General features: G+C 66.0%; 18 protein-coding genes and 1 tRNA gene. 7 read left to right on the top strand and 12 right to left on the bottom strand.

Translation table 11 applies throughout. The annotated features are described in order from the left end of the window. Window positions 1-10: 10 nt before the first annotated feature. On the bottom strand, window positions 11-865 hold the full coding sequence (locus ACTJI4_RS14110) for a hypothetical protein (protein WP_440869696.1): 855 nt from the start codon (window positions 863-865) through the stop codon (window positions 11-13). A gap of 464 nt (window positions 866-1329) precedes the next feature. Here ACTJI4_RS14110 and ACTJI4_RS14105 point away from each other — a divergent pair, with 464 nt between their 5' ends. Next, complete coding sequence (locus tag ACTJI4_RS14105; RefSeq protein WP_440869695.1) at window positions 1330-2931, top strand: MASE1 domain-containing protein; 1602 nt, start codon at window positions 1330-1332, stop codon at window positions 2929-2931. Between the two features lie 81 nt (window positions 2932-3012). On the opposite strand, the gene rarD is transcribed toward ACTJI4_RS14105, so the two are convergent. Together rarD and yedA are read right to left on the bottom strand one after the other, a co-directional pair. Continuing rightward, window positions 3013-3927, bottom strand: a complete 915-nt coding sequence (gene rarD, locus ACTJI4_RS14100; RefSeq protein WP_440869694.1) for an EamA family transporter RarD — start codon at window positions 3925-3927, stop codon at window positions 3013-3015. Then, entirely contained in the window at window positions 3924-4826 is a 903-nt protein-coding gene (gene yedA / locus ACTJI4_RS14095; RefSeq protein ID WP_440869693.1) for a drug/metabolite exporter YedA, read from the bottom strand. The genes rarD and yedA overlap by 4 nt, the downstream gene beginning before the upstream one ends. A 178-nt stretch (window positions 4827-5004) precedes the next feature. Here yedA and ACTJI4_RS14090 point away from each other — a divergent pair, with 178 nt between their 5' ends. Further along, the gene (locus ACTJI4_RS14090) at window positions 5005-6339 is read left to right on the top strand and encodes an MFS transporter (protein ID WP_392924456.1); all 1335 of its coding nucleotides are present in this window, start codon (window positions 5005-5007) and stop codon (window positions 6337-6339) included. 156 nt (window positions 6340-6495) lie between these two features. Here the strand turns inward: ACTJI4_RS14090 and ACTJI4_RS14085 are convergent, their stop codons facing one another. The 4 genes from ACTJI4_RS14085 to ACTJI4_RS14070 form a co-directional block, all read right to left on the bottom strand. Next, window positions 6496-8148, bottom strand: coding sequence for a M28 family metallopeptidase (locus ACTJI4_RS14085; RefSeq protein WP_392924683.1), 1653 nt, complete (start codon window positions 8146-8148; stop codon window positions 6496-6498). Window positions 8149-8232: 84 nt separating this feature from the next. Next, the gene (locus ACTJI4_RS14080; protein ID WP_440869692.1) at window positions 8233-9165 is read right to left on the bottom strand and encodes an MBL fold metallo-hydrolase; all 933 of its coding nucleotides are present in this window, start codon (window positions 9163-9165) and stop codon (window positions 8233-8235) included. A gap of 66 nt (window positions 9166-9231) precedes the next feature. Next, window positions 9232-9561 carry a hypothetical protein gene (locus ACTJI4_RS14075; protein WP_440869691.1) on the bottom strand — a complete coding sequence of 110 codons (330 nt, stop codon included), beginning with the start codon at window positions 9559-9561 and terminating at the stop codon, window positions 9232-9234. Between the two features lie 42 nt (window positions 9562-9603). Next, a complete protein-coding gene (locus tag ACTJI4_RS14070) occupies window positions 9604-10893 on the bottom strand; it encodes a tryptophan--tRNA ligase (protein ID WP_440869690.1) in 1290 nt (429 codons plus the stop codon). A 108-nt stretch (window positions 10894-11001) separates the two neighbouring features. Between ACTJI4_RS14070 and ACTJI4_RS14065 the strand changes: the two genes are divergently transcribed. Continuing rightward, entirely contained in the window at window positions 11002-11817 is an 816-nt protein-coding gene (locus tag ACTJI4_RS14065) for a hypothetical protein (protein ID WP_392924468.1), read from the top strand. An 81-nt stretch (window positions 11818-11898) separates the two neighbouring features. Here ACTJI4_RS14065 and ACTJI4_RS14060 read toward each other — a convergent pair whose 3' ends face one another. The 3 genes from ACTJI4_RS14060 to rocF all read right to left on the bottom strand — a co-directional run bounded on the left by ACTJI4_RS14060 (window position 11899) and on the right by rocF (window position 13637). Beyond that, entirely contained in the window at window positions 11899-12120 is a 222-nt protein-coding gene (locus ACTJI4_RS14060) for a CsbD family protein (RefSeq protein ID WP_440869689.1), read from the bottom strand. A gap of 267 nt (window positions 12121-12387) precedes the next feature. Continuing rightward, entirely contained in the window at window positions 12388-12525 is a 138-nt protein-coding gene (locus tag ACTJI4_RS14055; RefSeq protein WP_392924473.1) for an entericidin A/B family lipoprotein, read from the bottom strand. Window positions 12526-12713: 188 nt separating this feature from the next. Next, entirely contained in the window at window positions 12714-13637 is a 924-nt protein-coding gene (gene rocF, locus ACTJI4_RS14050) for an arginase (protein WP_440869688.1), read from the bottom strand. 310 nt (window positions 13638-13947) lie between these two features. On the opposite strand from rocF, the gene ACTJI4_RS14045 reads away from it, so the two are divergent. The 4 genes from ACTJI4_RS14045 (at window position 13948) to ACTJI4_RS14030 (ending at window position 16400) form a co-directional block, all read left to right on the top strand. After that, entirely contained in the window at window positions 13948-14400 is a 453-nt protein-coding gene (locus ACTJI4_RS14045; protein WP_392924479.1) for a roadblock/LC7 domain-containing protein, read from the top strand. A gap of 77 nt (window positions 14401-14477) precedes the next feature. Next, window positions 14478-14837: a roadblock/LC7 domain-containing protein gene (locus tag ACTJI4_RS14040; RefSeq protein WP_392924482.1), complete on the top strand. Its 360-nt coding sequence runs from the start codon at window positions 14478-14480 to the stop codon at window positions 14835-14837. A 76-nt stretch (window positions 14838-14913) separates the two neighbouring features. Then, entirely contained in the window at window positions 14914-15864 is a 951-nt protein-coding gene (locus ACTJI4_RS14035; RefSeq protein ID WP_440869687.1) for a hypothetical protein, read from the top strand. Beyond that, window positions 15861-16400, top strand: a complete 540-nt coding sequence (locus ACTJI4_RS14030; RefSeq protein ID WP_068848575.1) for a GTP-binding protein — start codon at window positions 15861-15863, stop codon at window positions 16398-16400. Before ACTJI4_RS14035 ends, ACTJI4_RS14030 begins: the two co-directional genes overlap by 4 nt. Window positions 16401-16403: 3 nt before the next feature. On the opposite strand, the gene ACTJI4_RS14025 is transcribed toward ACTJI4_RS14030, so the two are convergent. After that, window positions 16404-16479 (bottom strand) — tRNA-Thr (locus ACTJI4_RS14025). Between the two features lie 39 nt (window positions 16480-16518). Further along, a complete protein-coding gene (locus ACTJI4_RS14020) occupies window positions 16519-17319 on the bottom strand; it encodes an SPOR domain-containing protein (protein WP_440869686.1) in 801 nt (266 codons plus the stop codon). Window positions 17320-17326 lie beyond the last annotated feature (7 nt).

Genomic DNA, 17326 nt, shown 5'->3' with positions numbered 1-17326 from the left:
GGGAGATGGATCATTCCGCCCGGCACTCAATCGTTCCAGCGATCCGGGCACACAGGTATGCGACGGTAGAGGTACCGTACGCAGGCGTCCCGATGACTTTTACGCCCGCCCAGCCGGCCCGCTGCACGAAGTACGGCGCGAGCGCTCGTTCGTACGGCAGCCTGCGCGCGGTGCCGTCGGGATACAGGAAGTCATCCGCTTTTTCCTGGATCACCCAGTTCCAGTCCCTCGAGTTCAGATACTCCCACTGGCGGGTTTCGTAATCGAAGTAGAACTCGATATAGCCGAGCGAGGACGTCAGGATCTTCAGCTGCGCGATCAACGGCGTCGCCCCATAGGACTGCGATTCAAATCGCAGGATGCGGCCGTGCTCGGCATCTGCGTTCAAAAAGGCATAGCGGCTTGCGCGGTTGAGCATGCGTCGTACCGTTTCACGCGCCTCCTCGCGGCGGGGATTGAGGTCGGAGACGTGATGCCCCCAGAGGAGGGTGTCGCTCTGCGGCTGCTCCATCATCACATGCGGCGATCCGGGCGGCTGCAGCGACACGGTTCCCCACTGGTCCACGAAATCGCCCCGGGTCACGTTGTAGAGCTTCATCAGCGCGTTGTACTGCGTGCGTATCCACGGCTCCGGCACGAAATGCGTGGCTACCAGCTCCCCGCCCTCGTTGGTGACGTGGAATCCCTGGATGTTGGTCTGGCTTGCGGCCTGGTAGACGTAGTGCGAACCGACTCCCAGCGAGCGCGCCTTCGCGTACATCTCAGCATCGGTACACATGTAGCACGGCTGTGCGACGGGATCCTCCACCGACGCCATGGCCTGGTAGGGCAACGCGGCCAACAGCAACCACGACAACTTCTTCATCATCTGCTCCCTGATAACCCGCACACGCGGGTCATGGCAGTTCAGCAGTCGGCGCTACGCGTGAATATCGGAACGGTTGGAATGTGGGGATGTTGAACTCGCCATTCGGAATGATGTAGTCGGAATCGACGAGTTCTGCGTATGCGCGTTGCCACGCAGGGCGTGGCACTACGGGGGTGGCAATCGTAGAGCCACGGCTTGCGTGGCTGCTTACGACAAGATGATGAAGCGAATCTTCGTTGTGCACTTTGCGTCATCGCCCCAACGCGGTTGCTCCCGCATTCTGGAACGACCATCAGTCCAGCGATGTGACGTGGCTCAATGGAATCGGACAACCCACCTCATTCTTGTCCGAAAATTCCGCAATCTCATTGCGATCGACACGCCCTACCGCTACTTTCGCCGCCTCACAGCAAGCCAAGCATCGCCGCCTGATGCGACAGGCACAGATCAGGAGAAGGGCCGTGCGGGTCGACGAGTGGGGAAAGGGACTTCGTGTGGACCTCCGTATCCGTTTGGATGGATTACTCCTCGCCGCTGCATACGCGATCACGTGCTATGCCGTTCGCCACGTTTCAATTGATCAGCTTTTCCTTCCTGCAGGTGTTCGAGTAGCCGCTCTCCTTCTGTTCCCGCCGCGACTCTGGGCTTACCTCATCCTCGGCGAGTACGCGTACTACGCGATACTTCGATTTCCCTTGATTGATGATTACGGGCTTACATGGTTCGCGCTGGCCTCTACCTACCAGATGCCGGTAGTCGCCTTGATCGTGCACCTGCACCGTCGCCTCATCGTTGCGGGGAATGAGGCATGGTTGCTCTCGTTGGCAGCGTTATCGTCGGTCGTGCTTGGCATGGCCAACATTCTTCTGACGGAGCTCTTGTGGCCTCCGCATCTCGTTGAGAATACGGCTGCAGCGTTACTGAAGATGTCGCTTGGCCATTATGTCGCCATACTTACCGTGGCGCCGCTGGCGCTGGTGCTGTCCGGGCGTGCAGGCCCAGCTGCCTGGTCATCATGGAGGCGTCTACCGTCGGGTGGAGCGCTCGCATTCCTGCTGATTCTTGGATACCTGAGCACACGGATCCCGGATGCCGACTCTGGCTTCAAGGGGGGTGTTCAACTGCTGATGGCAGCACCGGTAATCGTGTTGACGTGCATCCATGGCTGGCACGGCGCGGCCATTGGCGTGCCTTTGCTGAACCTGATTGTTCACCTCGCCACGCCCGTTACCGGACTTCCCGGCTCGTTTGATGCAGCCACGTTCAAGACACAGCAGAGTCTTTCTGTTGTGTTCACCGCACTGTTCGCGCTGGGCGCCATCGCAGGCAACTATCGACATCGGCTCGATGTGTCCCAGCAGAATCAGATTGAGGCGCTGAGCTTGGCCAAGGCCTCGCACCTGGCAAGCGAGCAGGAACTACGGGCGCGGGCGCTTAGGATGCGGCAGATTGGCGAGAACATTGACCTCTCGTCTAGTCAGATGGTCGACTGGCTGAACGGACAAGGGCATCGCCAGTTCGCCGGCGCAGTGCTCCGGGCGTCGACGGTGAGCTCAAGGCAGTTCCGTGAGCAAACCAGCATGGTGTATCCCACCTCCCTCGAACACGTTGGGCTTTACCTGGCGATTCAGATAGGTGGTATCAGCCAGGAGTGGGACGCGACAGAACGGGTGGCCCGGCCCCATCTCTCCGGCGATCCTTGCGAACTCAGTACGGGCCTGCAACTGGCGGCATATCGGACCATTGCCGATGCCGTATCCCTGTTGCTGGAGCGAGAGAAGGGACAAGTGCAGGTGCGTGCCAGGTGCGGCGGGGCGCAGGGGCTCCATGGAATCGTGATCACTGTAGGCGTTCTGGATGCTGGCCATATGCTGGCGGCAAAGACCGTGCAGATGGCGACCGAGCGCTTGGCGTCGAGAACGCTGACTTACGGCGGCAAACTGCAATGTTGCGGTAATCGGGTGCGCGTGCTGATGACTGAGGTGCCGAAGGGAGTGGCAGCGGAATCTCGGGCTATCGATTCGCCACGCCGTACGTCGCAGCGTCGAGCCAGTCGCTCGTAGACGGGTCGCGCAGCCACGCAGGGCGTGGCTCTACGGTTGCCGCATCCCGCGTAGTGCCGCGCCCTGCGTGGCTGCGAGACATCAGGCCCGCGCAGCAGCCCGCGACCGCCACAGACTGTCGCCAATGAACAGCAGCAGCCCGGTCCAGATCGCGGCGAAGCCAATCGCCTTGGCGGTGTCGAACGGTTCGCGGAAGAAGAACACGCCCAGCAGCAGGCCCAGGCTGGGCGCGATGTACTGCAGGATGCCTACCAGCGAGAGCGGAATGCGCTTCACGCCATAGGCAAAGCCAATCAGCGGCAGTGCGGTCACCGCGCCGCCCAGAATCAGCAGCAGGTCGTTGCGCCAGCCCCAGCCGCTCAAGAACGCGCCACCGTGGCCGTTTTCGCTCCACAGCGCGAAGCCGATGGCCGGCAGGAACAGGTACAGGCTTTCGATGCCCAACCCCGCCACCGGGTCCACCGAGATCATCTTGCGCAGCAGGCCATACAGCCCGAACGAGCAGGCCAGCCCCAGCGCGATCCACGGTGGGGTGCCAGCGTCCACGGTCAGCCACGCCACGCCGAGCGCAGCGCACCCCACAGCCAGCCACTGCAGGCCGCGCAGGCGCTCTTTGAGCACCACCACGCCCAGCACCACGCTCACCAGCGGGTTGATGAAGTAGCCGAGGCTGGTTTCGATCACATGCCCGGCGTTGATCGCCCAGATGTACAGGCCCCAGTTGAAGGCGATGGCCATGCTGCTCAGCGCCAGGGTCGGCAGCGCGCGCGGCTGGGCGGCAATCTGCTTCCACCAGCCGGTGCCGCTGCTCAGCAGCAGCCAAGCCACCACCAGCACCGTGCTCCAGATGATGCGGTGGGCGATGATCTGCTGCGACGGCACCGCCTTGAGCAGGTGCCAGTAGACCGGCACCAGCCCCCACAGGGTGAAGGTGAAGGCGGTGATGGCCAGGCCACGGCGCTGTTCCTGCAGGGGCGTCCGTTCCACAGCGCTCATTTGCGGCGGGTCCGTGCCAGGGTCAGCACCAGCACGCCGGCCAGGATCACGCCCATGGCCAGCAGGTCGTGCGGGCCAAAATGCTCGTGGCCGATCAGTGCGCCCAGCAGTACGGCGATCACCGGGTTGACGTAGGCATAGCTGGCGGCCAGCGCCGGGCGCACGTTCTGCAGCAGCCAGACGTACGCAGTAAAGGCCACGATGGAGCCGAACATGCACAGGTATGCCACCGCCAGCAGTCCATTCATGCTGGGCCAGGTGGTGGGGCGTTCGCCCGTGGCCAGACCGAGGGCGACCAGCATCACGCCGCCGCACAGCATCTGCCCGGCCGCGGTCATGAACGGGCTCGGCAGGTCCAGGCTGCGCGCCCAGACCGAGCCGAAGGCCCAGCCGATCGGGGCGATCAGCAGCAGGACCAGACCCTGCGGCGAGGCGGTGAGGCTGCTGCCGGCATTGAGCCAGACCACGCCCAGGAAGCCGATGGCGATGCCCAGCCACTCGCCGCGGGTGGCGTGCTGGCCACGCACGGCCCCGAACAGCGCCATCCACAGCGGCACCGAAGCCACGGCGGTAGCCGCCAGGCCGGAAGAAACGGTGCGCTCGGCCAGCACTACCATGCCGTTGCCCAGCACCAGCATGGTCAGGCCCATGATGCCCAGGTTGCGCCATTGCCGGCCGGTGGGTGCGGGCATGCCGCGCCAGCGCAGCACCGCGTACATCAGGGTGCCGGCCACGATGAAGCGGGCCCCGGTTACGGTGGTCAGGGGCAGCGCGCCGCCTTCCAGCGCCAGCCGGATGCCCAGATAGGTGGACCCCCACACCACGTACACCAGCAGCAGGGCCAGGACGACCAGGCCGCTGCGGGGAGCGGCCTGCGGGGTTGCGGGGGAGACGGCCATACGCGACCAGCAGGCGGGGGAGAGGGGATTCTAGGCCTTTGCCAGCGGCCCGGCATGCCCTGTGGTGGCACGCTGTCGTGCTGGACCTAGTCACATGGTGCAATGCCCACCGATCATCACGTGGAGTAAGGTAAAAACCAGCATTGCCATTGCTCCACCGTGAGGACCGTTTCCCAGCATGAGCACTTCCACCCTTCCAGCCGCGCCCGCCAATGACAAGGCCGCGCTGAAACGCTCGATCTCCAACACCCTGAAAGGCTCGGCGGGCAATCTCGTCGAGTGGTATGACGTCTACGTCTACTCGGTGTTCGCGGTCTATTTCGAATCCCAGTTCTTCTCGGCTGCGGACAAGAACTCCACCATCTATGTGTGGGCGATCTTCGCCGCCACCTTCCTGATGCGCCCGATCGGCGCCTGGTACTTTGGCCGCTTCGCCGACCGGTACGGCCGCCGCCTGGCGCTGACCGTGTCGGTGACGATGATGGCCGCCTGTTCGTTCCTGATCGCGTTGACCCCCACCGCCTCCACCATTGGTGGCTGGGCGGCGCTGATCCTGCTGTTCGCGCGCCTGCTGCAGGGCTTCGCCACCGGTGGGGAGTACGGCACCAGCGCCACCTACATGTCCGAAGCGGCCATTCCCGGCCGTCGCGGTTTCCTGTCCTCGTTCCACTACGTCACCCTGGTGGGTGGCCACGTGCTGGCGCAGCTGACCCTGTTCACCATGCTGATGTTCTGGGACAAGCCGGAAATCTCTGCGTGGGGCTGGCGGATCGCGTTCGGCATCGGCGGCCTTGCGGCCATCGTCGTGTTCTGGCTGCGTCGCTCGATGGATGAATCGCTGGGTGAAGACTCCATCGAAGCCGCCCGCGAGGGCCGTGCCAAGGCATCGGGCTCGATGTACGAGCTGTTCGTGCACCAGTGGCGTCCGTTGCTGCTGTGCTTCCTGATCACCGCCGGTGGCACCGTGGCCTTCTACACCTACTCGGTGAACGGCCCGAAGATGATCCAGAGCGCGTTTGCCGGCACCGACGTGATGACCGGAACGCTGATCAACCTGGGCGTGCTGACCTTCCTGATGGTGCTGCAGCCGATTGGCGGCTGGCTGTCGGATATCGTGGGCCGCAAGAGCCTGCTGGTGTTCTTCGGCGTCGGCGGCGTGCTGTACAGCTGGTACCTGGTGACCGAACTGCCGAACCAGCATGACCCGCTGATTGCGTTCCTGACCCTGGCGCTGGGCTTTGTGATCCTCACCGGCTACACCTCGATCAACGCAGTGGTGAAGGCCGAGCTGTTCCCGACCCACGTGCGTGCACTGGGCGTGGGCTTCGGCTACGCGCTGGCCAACTCGCTGTTCGGCGGTACCGCCCCGCTGCTGTACCAGGGCGCGCTGAAGACCGATCGGGTGGGCGACTTCGCCATCTATGTCACCGCGATCATCGCGGTATCGCTGGTGGTGTATGTGTTCTTCCTGAAGAACAAGGGCGCCAACTACCTGGATGGCACCCGGAAGTAACGGCGGCAATGGATCTCGGGGATCACGACCAACGGTCGTGATCTACCATCCATCGGACAATCCACGCATGGGATGGGTCACGAACCTTGGTCGTGATCCGTTGGACAATCCACGCTTGCGGTAGGTCACGACCGTTGGTCGTGACCCTCCTGCACGTTACCGGCGAGCCGCTTCTGTCTGTTCGCGGGTCTTGCGGAATTCCGAGCCCTCTTCCCAATGCGGCCAGGTGCGGCTGTTGGCCAGCTCGGCGCCCAGGTCGTAGACCAACAGGGTGTCGGCGGCATGGCCGGCCGGATCCCAGGTCGGCGTCCAGGCATCGCAGGCCTGGTGGTAGCAGTCGGCGAAGTACTTCTCGCGCAACGCCTTGCCAGCGGCAACGCCACCTTCCAGCTTGTCCAGCCCCGGGCCGATGGTGATGGCTGGCACGCCCAGGCGGGCGAAGGCAAAGTGATCGGCGCGGTAGAAGAAGCCCGCTTCCAGGTTCGGGTCCGGGCTGTAGCTGCGCCCACGGGCCTTGGCCACGCGTTCCAGGTCGCCTTCCAGCGAAACGCGCCCCTTGCCCCACGAGGCGATGTCGCGGGTGGCGCCATCCGGGCTGAACATCTCGATGTTGATCACCGCAGCGGTTTTGTCCAGCGGCGCCAGCGGGTGCGCGGCGTAGTAGCTGGCCCCCAGCAGGCCCTTTTCTTCGGCAGTGAGCGCCACGAAGTACAACGTGCGCTGCGGCTGTGGGCCGGCGGCGAACACGCGCCCCAGCTCCAGCACGGTGGCCACGCCGGTGGCGTTGTCGATGGCGCCACGGCGGATGCGGTCACCCTTGGCATCGGGCTGGCCGATCCCGAAGGCATCCCAGTGCGCGGAGAAGATCACCGCTTCATCGCCATGCTCGCCACCGGGCAGCTTGGCCACCACGTTACGGGTGACCACCTGCTCGCGCTTGAGCTTGAACTGCGCCGACAGCGTGGCATCGCCCAGCGCCACCGGCTGGAAGGCCGGGGTCATGGCCCTGCGCTTTTCGGCTTCGAAATCCAGGCCCGCGTCGCGGAACAGCTGCTCGGCCAGGGCGCGCTGCATCCAGCCGCGCACCGGCACGTGCTGGGCCAGCGCCTGTTCCGGCGTGCGCTCGATATCGAACAGCGGCGAGGTGCCCGAACTCTTCACCGTGGCCCAGCCGTACGCGGCCGGCGCGGTTTCGTGCACGATCAGCACGCCCTTGGCACCGCGGCGCGCGGCTTCCTCGAACTTGTAAGTCCAGCGGCCGTAGTAGGTGACGGCCTTGCCGTCGAAAGCACCGGGGCGGTCGGCTTCGAAATCGGCATCGTTGATCAGCACCACAGCGATCTTGCCGTGCAGGTCCACGTCCTTGTAATCGTTCCACTGGCGCTCGGGCGCGTCGATGCCGTAGCCGATGAATACCAGCGGCGCGTCCTTGATCTCCACCGCGGCCTGCGGGCGCAGGCTCTGCAGGGTCACGTCCTCGCCGTTGACCAGCGTGCGGGCCTTGCCGTTCTGGCGCAGCTTCGCGGTCACCGGGCCATCGACCTGGGCACGCACCATCGGCACCGGCTGCACCCAGCTGCCATCCACGCCACCGGGCTGCAGGCCGGCTTTGCGGAATTCCGCGATCAAATACTGCACGGTCCGCTCTTCACCCGGCGACGCCGGCGCGCGGCCCTCAAACTCGTCCGAGGCCAGGATGCGCACATGCCGCGACAGCGCTTCGGGATCGATGCCGCCGCCGGGCAGGTCATTGGCCGCGTGGGCCAGGCCGCCCACGAACAGACAGGACGACAACAGCAGCATGCGCATCGGATTCACGGCAGGTACCAGAAAAAAACGGAATGCCAGAGTGTAACGTGACACTCCGGTTACCGTGCAGCCCGGCGTGCACGCTCAGCGGCGGTCGCGGTCCAGCCAGCAGGCCAGGCCCTGCGCGTTGAGCTCGATATCCATTGCCAGCATCTGCGCCACTGCCGCGTCATCGAGCGGACAGCCGTGTGCCTGTGCGCGCTCCTGGTACAACGCCGTCAGCGCGGCCACCAGGCAGCGGTGGCGGTCGGGGCGCCCATCGCACTGGCGCGCGATGTCCACCATCGCGTCGATCTGCTCGACCAGGTCTGCCGCCAGGGCGGGGATGTTCTCCACCCGTCCGTAGTGGGTGAGGTACGCCGCCTGCGGCTGCAGCGCGACCAGCCGCGCGATGGAGTGTCTGAGCGGCTCGGGATCGAACTGCACGGGCGAGGAGGTGGGAATGATGAAGGCGCCGCGCGCGCTGTCCAGCTCGCGGTAGGACAGCCCGAAGGTATCGCCGGTGAACACGCTGCGGCTGCGTTCGTCCCACACGCACAGGTGGTGGCGCGCGTGCCCGGGCGTGTCCAGGCACAGCAGGCTGCGCCCGGCCAGGTCCACGCGGTGACCGTCTTCGGCGATCACCACGCGCGCCGCCGGCACCGGCAGGACCGGACCATAGCTGCGCGCGATTTCGGCCGCGCCATAGACGTCGGTCGCGCCGGCGATGAGCCGGGTCGGATCGATCATGTGCGGTGCGCCGCGCGGGTGCACCACCAGCATGGCGTTGGGCAGCTGCTGCATGAGCAGGCCGGCGCCGCCGGCGTGGTCCAGGTGCACGTGGGTGAGCACCAGCCAGTCCACCTGCTCGGGCGCGCAGCCGGCCCGGGTGAGCGCGGCCAGCATCGCTGGTACGGCCAGGCCGGTGCCGCAGTCGATGAACGCGGCCCGCCCGTTTTCGACGATCAGGTAGGCGGCGTCGAAGTCACTGCGCTGGAACGCGGTATCGATGGTGAAAATGCTGGGGTCGGAGGACATCGGCGCATCCCTGGCGGTCATCGGTGGCAGTCGACCCTCGGCCGATCCGCCTCGATTCTAGGCCCGTTACCCCGCCGACTTCGATGCGGCTTTGGTCGCACGCTGCGCCAGCCAGGCGCCGCGCAGCAGCAGCGCCCCCAGCATCACGGCCAGGAAGGCGCCGTAGGCGTACAGCACGGCCAATACCTGGCGCCAGATCGGCCCGGCATCGCTCTGCACCACGCCGATGTGGTGGCCCCACAGCATGGCGAGGATGCTCAGGATGAAGGCGAGCAGCAGCGCGGCGCCGTCGAACAGGCGCCGCGCGGTGTCGCGGGGTTGGCGTGGGAACAACCAGTACAGGGTGCCCAGCAGCACGAACCAGGGCAGGAACAACAACAACGACAACCAGGCCATCGTGTTTCCTCCGTTATGTGTCCATCGACCAACGGTCGATGGCTACCCGCGCAGCTCCTGCAATGCCGCCAACACCACCTCCACTTCCGCTTCCAGCTTGAACAGCTCGCTCTGCAGGCCATCGCCATGCTCGGTCTGCTTGAGCACGCCGATCAGCTGGCCGGCATCGCGCGGCGAATCGAAGCCTTCACTCTGGATCAGCAGCGTGCCGTCGCCGGCCTGCAGCTTGAAGTAGAAGCGGCCATCCTTTTCGCGGTACTGCTTGAACAGCGGCGGGGCAGCGCGCGCCACGCCACCGTCTTCGGCGGCGATGTCACCGGCCGTGGACAGGTCGCGCAGGCCCACCGCATGGCGCAGCTCCTTCAGCAGCGGAATGGCGTACTGCTCGCGCAGCTGCTGGCCGCGACGGCGCAGCAGTGCTTCGATCTTCTCCGGCTCGGCCATCAGCGCGTCATAGCGCTCGCGCAGCGGGGTGAGTTCGGCATCGATGCGCTCGAACAGCTGCTGCTTGGCATCGCCCCAGCTGATGCCGTCAGCGAAGGCCTGCGCGAACGCGGCGGTCTGCTCGGCACTGGCGAAGGCCTGGTACATCTGGAACAGTGCCGAGCCTTCGGTGCTCTTGGGCTCGCCCGGGGCACGCGAATCGGTAAGGATGGAAAACACCAGCTTCTTCAGCTCCGCGCGCGGGGCGAACAGTGGAATGGTGTTGTGGTAGCTCTTGCTCATCTTGCGGCCGTCCAGGCCGGCCAGGGTGGCCACCTGTTCGTCGATCACCACGTCCGGCAGCGGGAAGTAGTCCCTGCCGTACACGTGGTTGAAGCGCTGGGCGAAATCGCGCGCCATTTCAATGTGCTGGATCTGGTCGCGGCCGACCGGCACGCGGTTGGCCTTGAAGATGAGGATGTCAGCGGCCATCAGCACCGGGTACATGAACAAGCCGGCGCTGATGCCGGCGTCTTCATCCAGCTGTTCTTCGCGGTTCTTGTCCACCGCCGCCTTGTAGGCGTGGGCGCGGTTGAGGATGCCCTTGCTGGCAATGACGGTCAGGAACCACATCAGTTCGGTGGTTTCGGGAATGTCGCTCTGCCGATAGAACCAGACCTTGTCCGGGTCCAGCCCACAGGCCAGCCAGCTGGCGGCGATCTCCAGGGTCGAGCGCTGGGTGCGTTCCGGCTGCTGCGCCTTGATCAGGCTGTGCAGGTCGGCCAGGAAGAAGAAGCTCTCGATGCCGGGCGCTGCGCTGGCAGTGATGGCCGGGCGGATGGCGCCGACATAGTTGCCCAGATGGGGCGTGCCGGAGGGGGTGATGCCGGTAAGAACGCGGGTGGTCATAGGGGAATCATTACGGACAGTTGAACGCCTCCAGTTTACCTGCCCGCGCGCAACCCCGTTGCCTGGCCTGGCGCGTTCAACGGAGTACCCAACCGCGAAGGCCCCGCCATGAAACGCCTGACCCTGCCCCTGCTTGCCGTGCTGGCCCTGTGTGGCTTCAAGCCGGCTGTCCCGCCCCGTGCCGACACCGGCCCGGTCACGCTGAGCCTGGTCGAGCGCGACCAGCACCTGGAACTGCCTGCCTACCTGCACCGGGGCCAGTACTGGGTGGCCGGCCGCCAGGGCGAGCCGTACGCGGTGCGCCTGCGCAACAACAGCCCCGAGCGGGTTCTGGTGGTGCTGTCGGTGGACGGCCTCAACGTCATCAGCGGCGAGGTGGCCGCGCCGGACCAGACCGGCTACGTACTGGATCCGTGGCAGAGCGCGGACATCACCGGCTGGCGCAAATCACGCCAGCAAGTGGCCCAGTTCGTGTTCACCGATCCGGGCAACAGCTACGCCAGCCGTACCGGACGGCCGGACAACCTCGGGGTGATCGGCATCGCCGTGTTCAACGAAGCGCGGCGCTACGTGACCGTTCCGCGGCCCGCACCGCCGGTGGCGCGCGGCCAGGGCAAGGCACAGCCGCAGGCAGCCGCCGAAGCGGCAGACCGCGCCCTGTCATCGGTGGAGAGCACCGGTTCGCGCATCCGCGCGCCCTCCCCGGCACCCGCGCTGGGCACCGGCCATGGCGAGCGTGAGGCCTCGTACGCGGGCAGCACCACCTTCGAGCGCGCCAGCCGATGGCCGGCCCAGCGCCTGGACCTGCGTTATGACAGTGAGCGCAACCTGGTGGCGCGCGGCATCATTCCTGCGCGGTACCCGCGCGACGAGCGCGCACCGCAGGCGTTCCCGCAAGGCTTCGTGCCAGACCCGCCCAAGTAAAAAAAACGGGCCGCAGTGCGGCCCGTTCCGGTTTCATACCCTCGTTGCGACCCTTATGGTCGCCCTGCCACCGGGGGGGTGTCAGTGATAGTCCGGATATTCCTTGCGCATGGCGGCTTCGAAGTCCTTGACCTCGGTTTCAGCGCGATCGCGCGCCCAGCCATAGCGTTCCTGCAGCCGGCCTGCCAGGTATTCGGCATTGCCTTCGGCCACCTTGAAATCGTCGTCGGTAAGGTCGCCCCACTTCGCCTGCGCCTTGCCCTTGAGCTGCGTCCACTTGCCGGAAATGATGTCTTTGTTCATGGGTTCGCGTCCTCGGTTGCAACGGCATCGTCGCCGTGGAAACAGCTTGCAACAGTGCGTGTTCGCCGACGGTCAAGCGCGGATGAAGCGCGTGCTCACGTCATTGAATGGCCGCTTGCCCTGCATGACGCAGACGAAAAAAAAGCGCCGGGATTTCCCGGCGCTTCTTCATTCAGTGCGCGGTAGCTGCCGACCGTTGGTCGGCAGGCCACCGGCAGTGCGCGGTAGCTGCCGACCGTTGGTCGGCAGGCCACCGGCAGCTGCGGATCAGTTGCCCTTGGCGGCGTCTTCGACCGTCTCGCCGGCCTTCTGCACATCCTTGCCGGCACCGGCAACGGTGTTGCAGCCGGACAGCATGGCCAGCGAAACCATCGACAACAGCATCAGTGCAATTACACGCTTCATAGGGTTCTCCTGATTAATTCAACGTCACTACCGAAATACGGCCCCACCTGCCTTTTGCAGATCGCGGTGGCGTCGTCGTCGTTTCCGGAACGGCCACCGCGTGAGATGCAATCTGGGGTCTGGGGCGTGCAATCGATGTGAACGCGGCACCTGGCCGTTCAGCCACGCGCCGGGGAACCCGGCCCCGCTCAGTCGCGCATCAGGGTGGACTTGCCGAACAGGCTCTCCACCAGGTCCACGGCCAGCACCGCGGTAGCGTTGCGGTTGTCCAGCAGCGGGTTGAGTTCGACGATGTCCAGCGAGCCCATACGGCCGGTGTCGGCGATCATTTCCATCACCAGCTGCGCCTCGCGGTAGTTCACGCCGCCCGGCACGGTGGTGCCCACCCCCGGGGCGATGCTCGGGTCGAGGAAGTCCACGTCGAAGCTGACGTGCAGGTGGGTGTTCTCATCGATACCCTCCAGCGCCGCTTCCACCGCGCGCTTCATGCCGGCCTCGTCGATATAGCGCATGTCGTACACATCGACCTTGTGCTGCTTGATCAGGCGCTTTTCCTCCTGGTCCACCGAACGGATGCCGATCTGGCGTACCTGCTGCGGGCGGATCGCCGGGGAATCGCCGCCCAGTCTGGTCAGCGCGTCCGGGCCCAGCCCGCACAGGCAGGCCACCGGCATGCCGTGCACGTTGCCCGACGGGGTGACCTCGCTGGTGTTGAAGTCCGAATGCGCATCCAGCCACAGCACGCGCAGGTCACGGCCCTGTTCGCGGCACCAGCGCGCCACGGCGGTGATCGAGCCGATGCCCAGGCAGTGGTCGCCACCCAGCATGATCGGCAGGCGGCCGTCCTGCAGTTCGGCATAGGTGGCGTCCATCAGCACGCGGTTCCATTCCACCACTTGATCGAGGTGGCGGTAGCCCTGCTCCGGTGGCGTCCATGGGTTGCGCGGGCCATCCAGGTTGCCGCAGTCGCGTACGTCCACGCCGCGCGCGGCCAGGGCCTCGCACAGGCCGGCGATGCGCAGCGCCTCGGGACCCAGTCCGGCCCCCCGGGCACCGGCCCCGATATCCGTGGGCACGCCGATCAGGGACACCGCAGGTTGACGATTGCTCATGCTCACTCCACACACACGGAAAATTCCACCAGTCTAGTGATCCGGCTGCCAAACCACTCGCGGCGTCGCAACAGCGGGCGCCGGACGGCCGACCGCCTGTGGCGCTGATTGACCCGTCACGTCCCATCCTGACCCAGCGCCAAAGCCTTATGTGTCAATGCTTTGACACACGCGCAAGGAACACTGCGGTTCATCTTGCGTTGGCCGTGAAGGCAAAAATTACGTGCTACATTTCACACTTCTTCGCAGTACTGATTGACTAACCCGCGCAGGGTTGGTCCGTGTTTTGTCGTGTTTCAGGGGGCAGTACGTGCAGCGCAGCAGCATCCACCAGATTGTCCGCAATGCCAGTGGCGAGAGCCCGCCGGCCCGGCAGTTGTATGACACCGCCGCCATTGAACAGGCCTTCCAGCATGCGCGCGAGCGCGAACGCGGGCTGAGCCTGCTCATGCTGTCCACCGCCGACGGCCGCGCCGTGGCCGAAGATTCCACGCTGGGCGTGGATGGCCGCCGCCTGGCCGCCATGGCCAATTCGTTCCTCACCTTGGGCGAGACTGTCTCGCGCGAGCTGGCGCTGAGCGAAGCCGATTACGCCACCATCTGCACCAAGCTCGGCAACGTGGTGCTGATCCGCATCCAGGCCGACAAGCCGCTGACCCTCACCGCCGTGGCCGGCCACGAGGTCAACATGGCCGTGCTGCTGTTCCATGCGCGCGAATGCGCCACCCGCCTCGATACCGTGCTGCGCCCGCGCGCGGCCTGAGCACCCGTCGGTTTTGTTGTGCCCTTCCGGCAGGCCTTGGCCTGCCTCTCCCACTGCCTGAAGTAAAAAGGATTTACGTGCCCAATCTCAATCTGGAAAAGCTCAATTCGCTCGCCGGTTTCGTCGGCGCCGCGCTGGTCGACGGTGACAGCGGCATGGCCCTGGCCATGGTCGGCGGCGGCAACATCAACCTGGAACTGGCCGCCGCGGGTAACACCGAAGTGGTGCGCGCCAAGCGCCGCGTGGCCGAGCAGCTGGGCCTGTCGGACACCCTTGAAGACCTGCTGATCACCCTGACCACGCAGTACCACCTGATCCGCCCGCTGGAAAGCAACCCGCTGCTGTTCCTGTACGTGGTGATGGACCGTGCCAAGGCCAACCTGGCCATGTCGCGCCATGAACTGAAGGCCTTCGAAAAGACCCTGGACTTCAGCTGATCGAAGGCCATGCCGCCGCGCCGCGCCCCTGATCGGGCGCGCCGCGGCGGTCGCTTCGGTTGCGCGGCACACCGCCATGAATACCCCCACCCGTTCTTTCCGCATTGCCGCCATCGGGCTGGACGTGCTGCATCACACGCGCCTGAAACTGGCCAGTTCGATGCTGCTCGCCGAGCGCATGGAGGTAGTGCTGCAGCCGTGGCCCGGCGATGCCTGCGACCTGCTGGTCATCGGCCTGGATCACGCCGATGCCGCGCGCGCGCTCAGCGAAGCGCATGCGGCCAATGTGCCAACACTGTCGATCGCACGCCGCTACGCCGATCCCGGGCGCGGACGGCTGCCGCACGGCGCCACTGTGCGCGACATCAACGAACAACTGTCCAGCCTGCTGCAGGCCGCGCCCAGGGTGGACCGGCCTGCAGACGGTGTGCCGCTGCTGCTGCAGCTGGCTTCGTCCACCGGTTCGGACCTTCACCTGCTGCAGCGCGGCGCGATCACCGTGCTGGTGGATACCACCACGCGCAGCATCGCGCTGCCGCCCACCACGACGCTGTCGGAGCTGGTGGCGCAACTGGATGATGTGGCCTGGTCGGGGAGCGTCATCGATGCGCCCACGTTCCAGCACCAGTACGCGTACCGGTTGCCGCAGCGCCACTCGTTCGAAGCGCTGTATTTCTGCATCGCGCGGCATCGCCCATTGCTGCTGCCGGCCCCTGCCGAGCATGCGCCGCTGAAGCTGCGCCATTGGCCGGACCTTGATCCGGAGGATGTGCCCAGCACCTGGCTGCTGGCCATTGCCTGCCTGCACGCCCGCCCGTGGCAGCCCCATGCGTTGGCGGCGGCTTGCCAGATGCCGCGCAACACGGTGCAATCCCTCTTCTGTGCTGCTGTAGCCAGTGGCCTCGCCCTGACCCAGGAGCCTGCCATGCCCCCAACCTCCCGCCGCCGCGATGCCGGTGATTCGCGCTTCTTCTCGTGGGTGGCGCGCCGCTTCGGCCTGAACCTGTTCCAAGGGAGCACGTCATGAGCCTGCCCGCCAACAAACTGGTATTCGTGGGCAGCATGGGCGCCGGCAAGACCACGGCGGTACGTGCGATTTCGGACGTAGAGCCGGTGAGCACCGAAATGCCGATGAGCGAAGACGCGATGGGCGACAAGGTGGAAACCACCGTCGCGCTCGATTACAGCTCGATCGAACTGGACGACGGCGAACTGCTGCACGTGTACGGCGTACCGGGCCAGCGCTACCTCGATTTCATGTGGCCGATGGTGTGCGAAGGCGCGCTGGGGGTGATCGTGCTGGTCAGCGCCGGGCATCCGGAACCGGTCGCATCCACGGTGGAACTGCTGCAGGAGTTCTCGCGCATCGCGCCGGAAGCGAGCCTGGCAGTGGGCGTGACCCGGACCGATGAGTACCCCGCGCTGTTGATTCCGGAATTCCGCAATGCGCTGTTCGACGCGGGCCACCGCCTGCCGGTGATGCGCGTGGACGCGCGCTCGGCCACGCAGGTGACGTTCCTGGTGAAGTCGCTGTTGTCGTACCGGTACGCAGAGACGAACTGAAAATGGTGCCGACACCCGGATTCGAACTGGGGACCTACCGCTTACAAGGCGGTTGCTCTACCAACTGAGCTATGCCGGCAAAGGCACGGCGACGGCATTGCCGGCGCGGAGGGCGATTCTAGCGCAAGCCCGCGCATTCCAGCGAGCGTTGCTGGGCCGCGCCACTGCGCTGGCGGGCTGTGCTGGGGCTGGCCTTGTCGGCCAGGGCCGCATCCACCCACCACTGCGCGCTGCCTTCGCTGCCGCCGACCAGGCGGGCGCTGAAGCCAGCCGCGCTCAGGGCCGCCAGGCGGCGCTCGGCGCCTTCGCGGTTGCGGTACTGGCCCAAGGCAATGGCGTTCGCGTCTTCGCCCTGGGCCATGATGTAGTAATCGCTGATGCCCGCCGCGGCAATGCGTTTGACCGTGGCCTGGGCCTCTTCGCGGCTGGCGGCGGCCGGCATCATCACGCGGTAGGTGCTGCTGGCGCCGGGTTTGGGGACTTCACGCAGGCGCGAACGCTGAACGAGTTCGCTGGCCTTGCCCTGGGCGGCCATGGCGGTGTCGCGATCGGCAAATGGGCCGAGGCTGATGCATTGGAGGGGAGCAGCGGGTGTGGGCGCCGGTGGGGTTTCGGGCAGCTGGGCAGGGCCCGGCTCTACGGCGACGGTTGCGGCCGGGGTCGGGGGTGGTGCGGCGGGCTTGGGCGGTGCCGGGGTGGCGTCTGCCAGGGCCGTGGTCGCGGCCGGGGGCTGCGCGCTTGCTGCGGCCGCCGCGGTTGCGGCCGCTGCCGGTGCGCCGGGGCTGTCGAGCAGCTGCAGCTGGGCTACGCCGCTGGGCGTGGCGGGCAGGGCCGGCGCGGGGTCGCCGCGCAGCATCCACCACAGCGCAACGCCCACGTTGAGGATGGCCAGTACGACGATCAGGGCACGGGTAAGCATGCGCCGA

Origin of the sequence: Stenotrophomonas sp. 22385 (assembly GCF_052045085.1) — a bacterium.
Taxonomy (GTDB): domain Bacteria; phylum Pseudomonadota; class Gammaproteobacteria; order Xanthomonadales; family Xanthomonadaceae; genus Stenotrophomonas.
The sequence above is the reverse complement of the archived record's forward strand: the minus strand, read 5'-3'. Positions and strand labels throughout refer to the sequence as shown.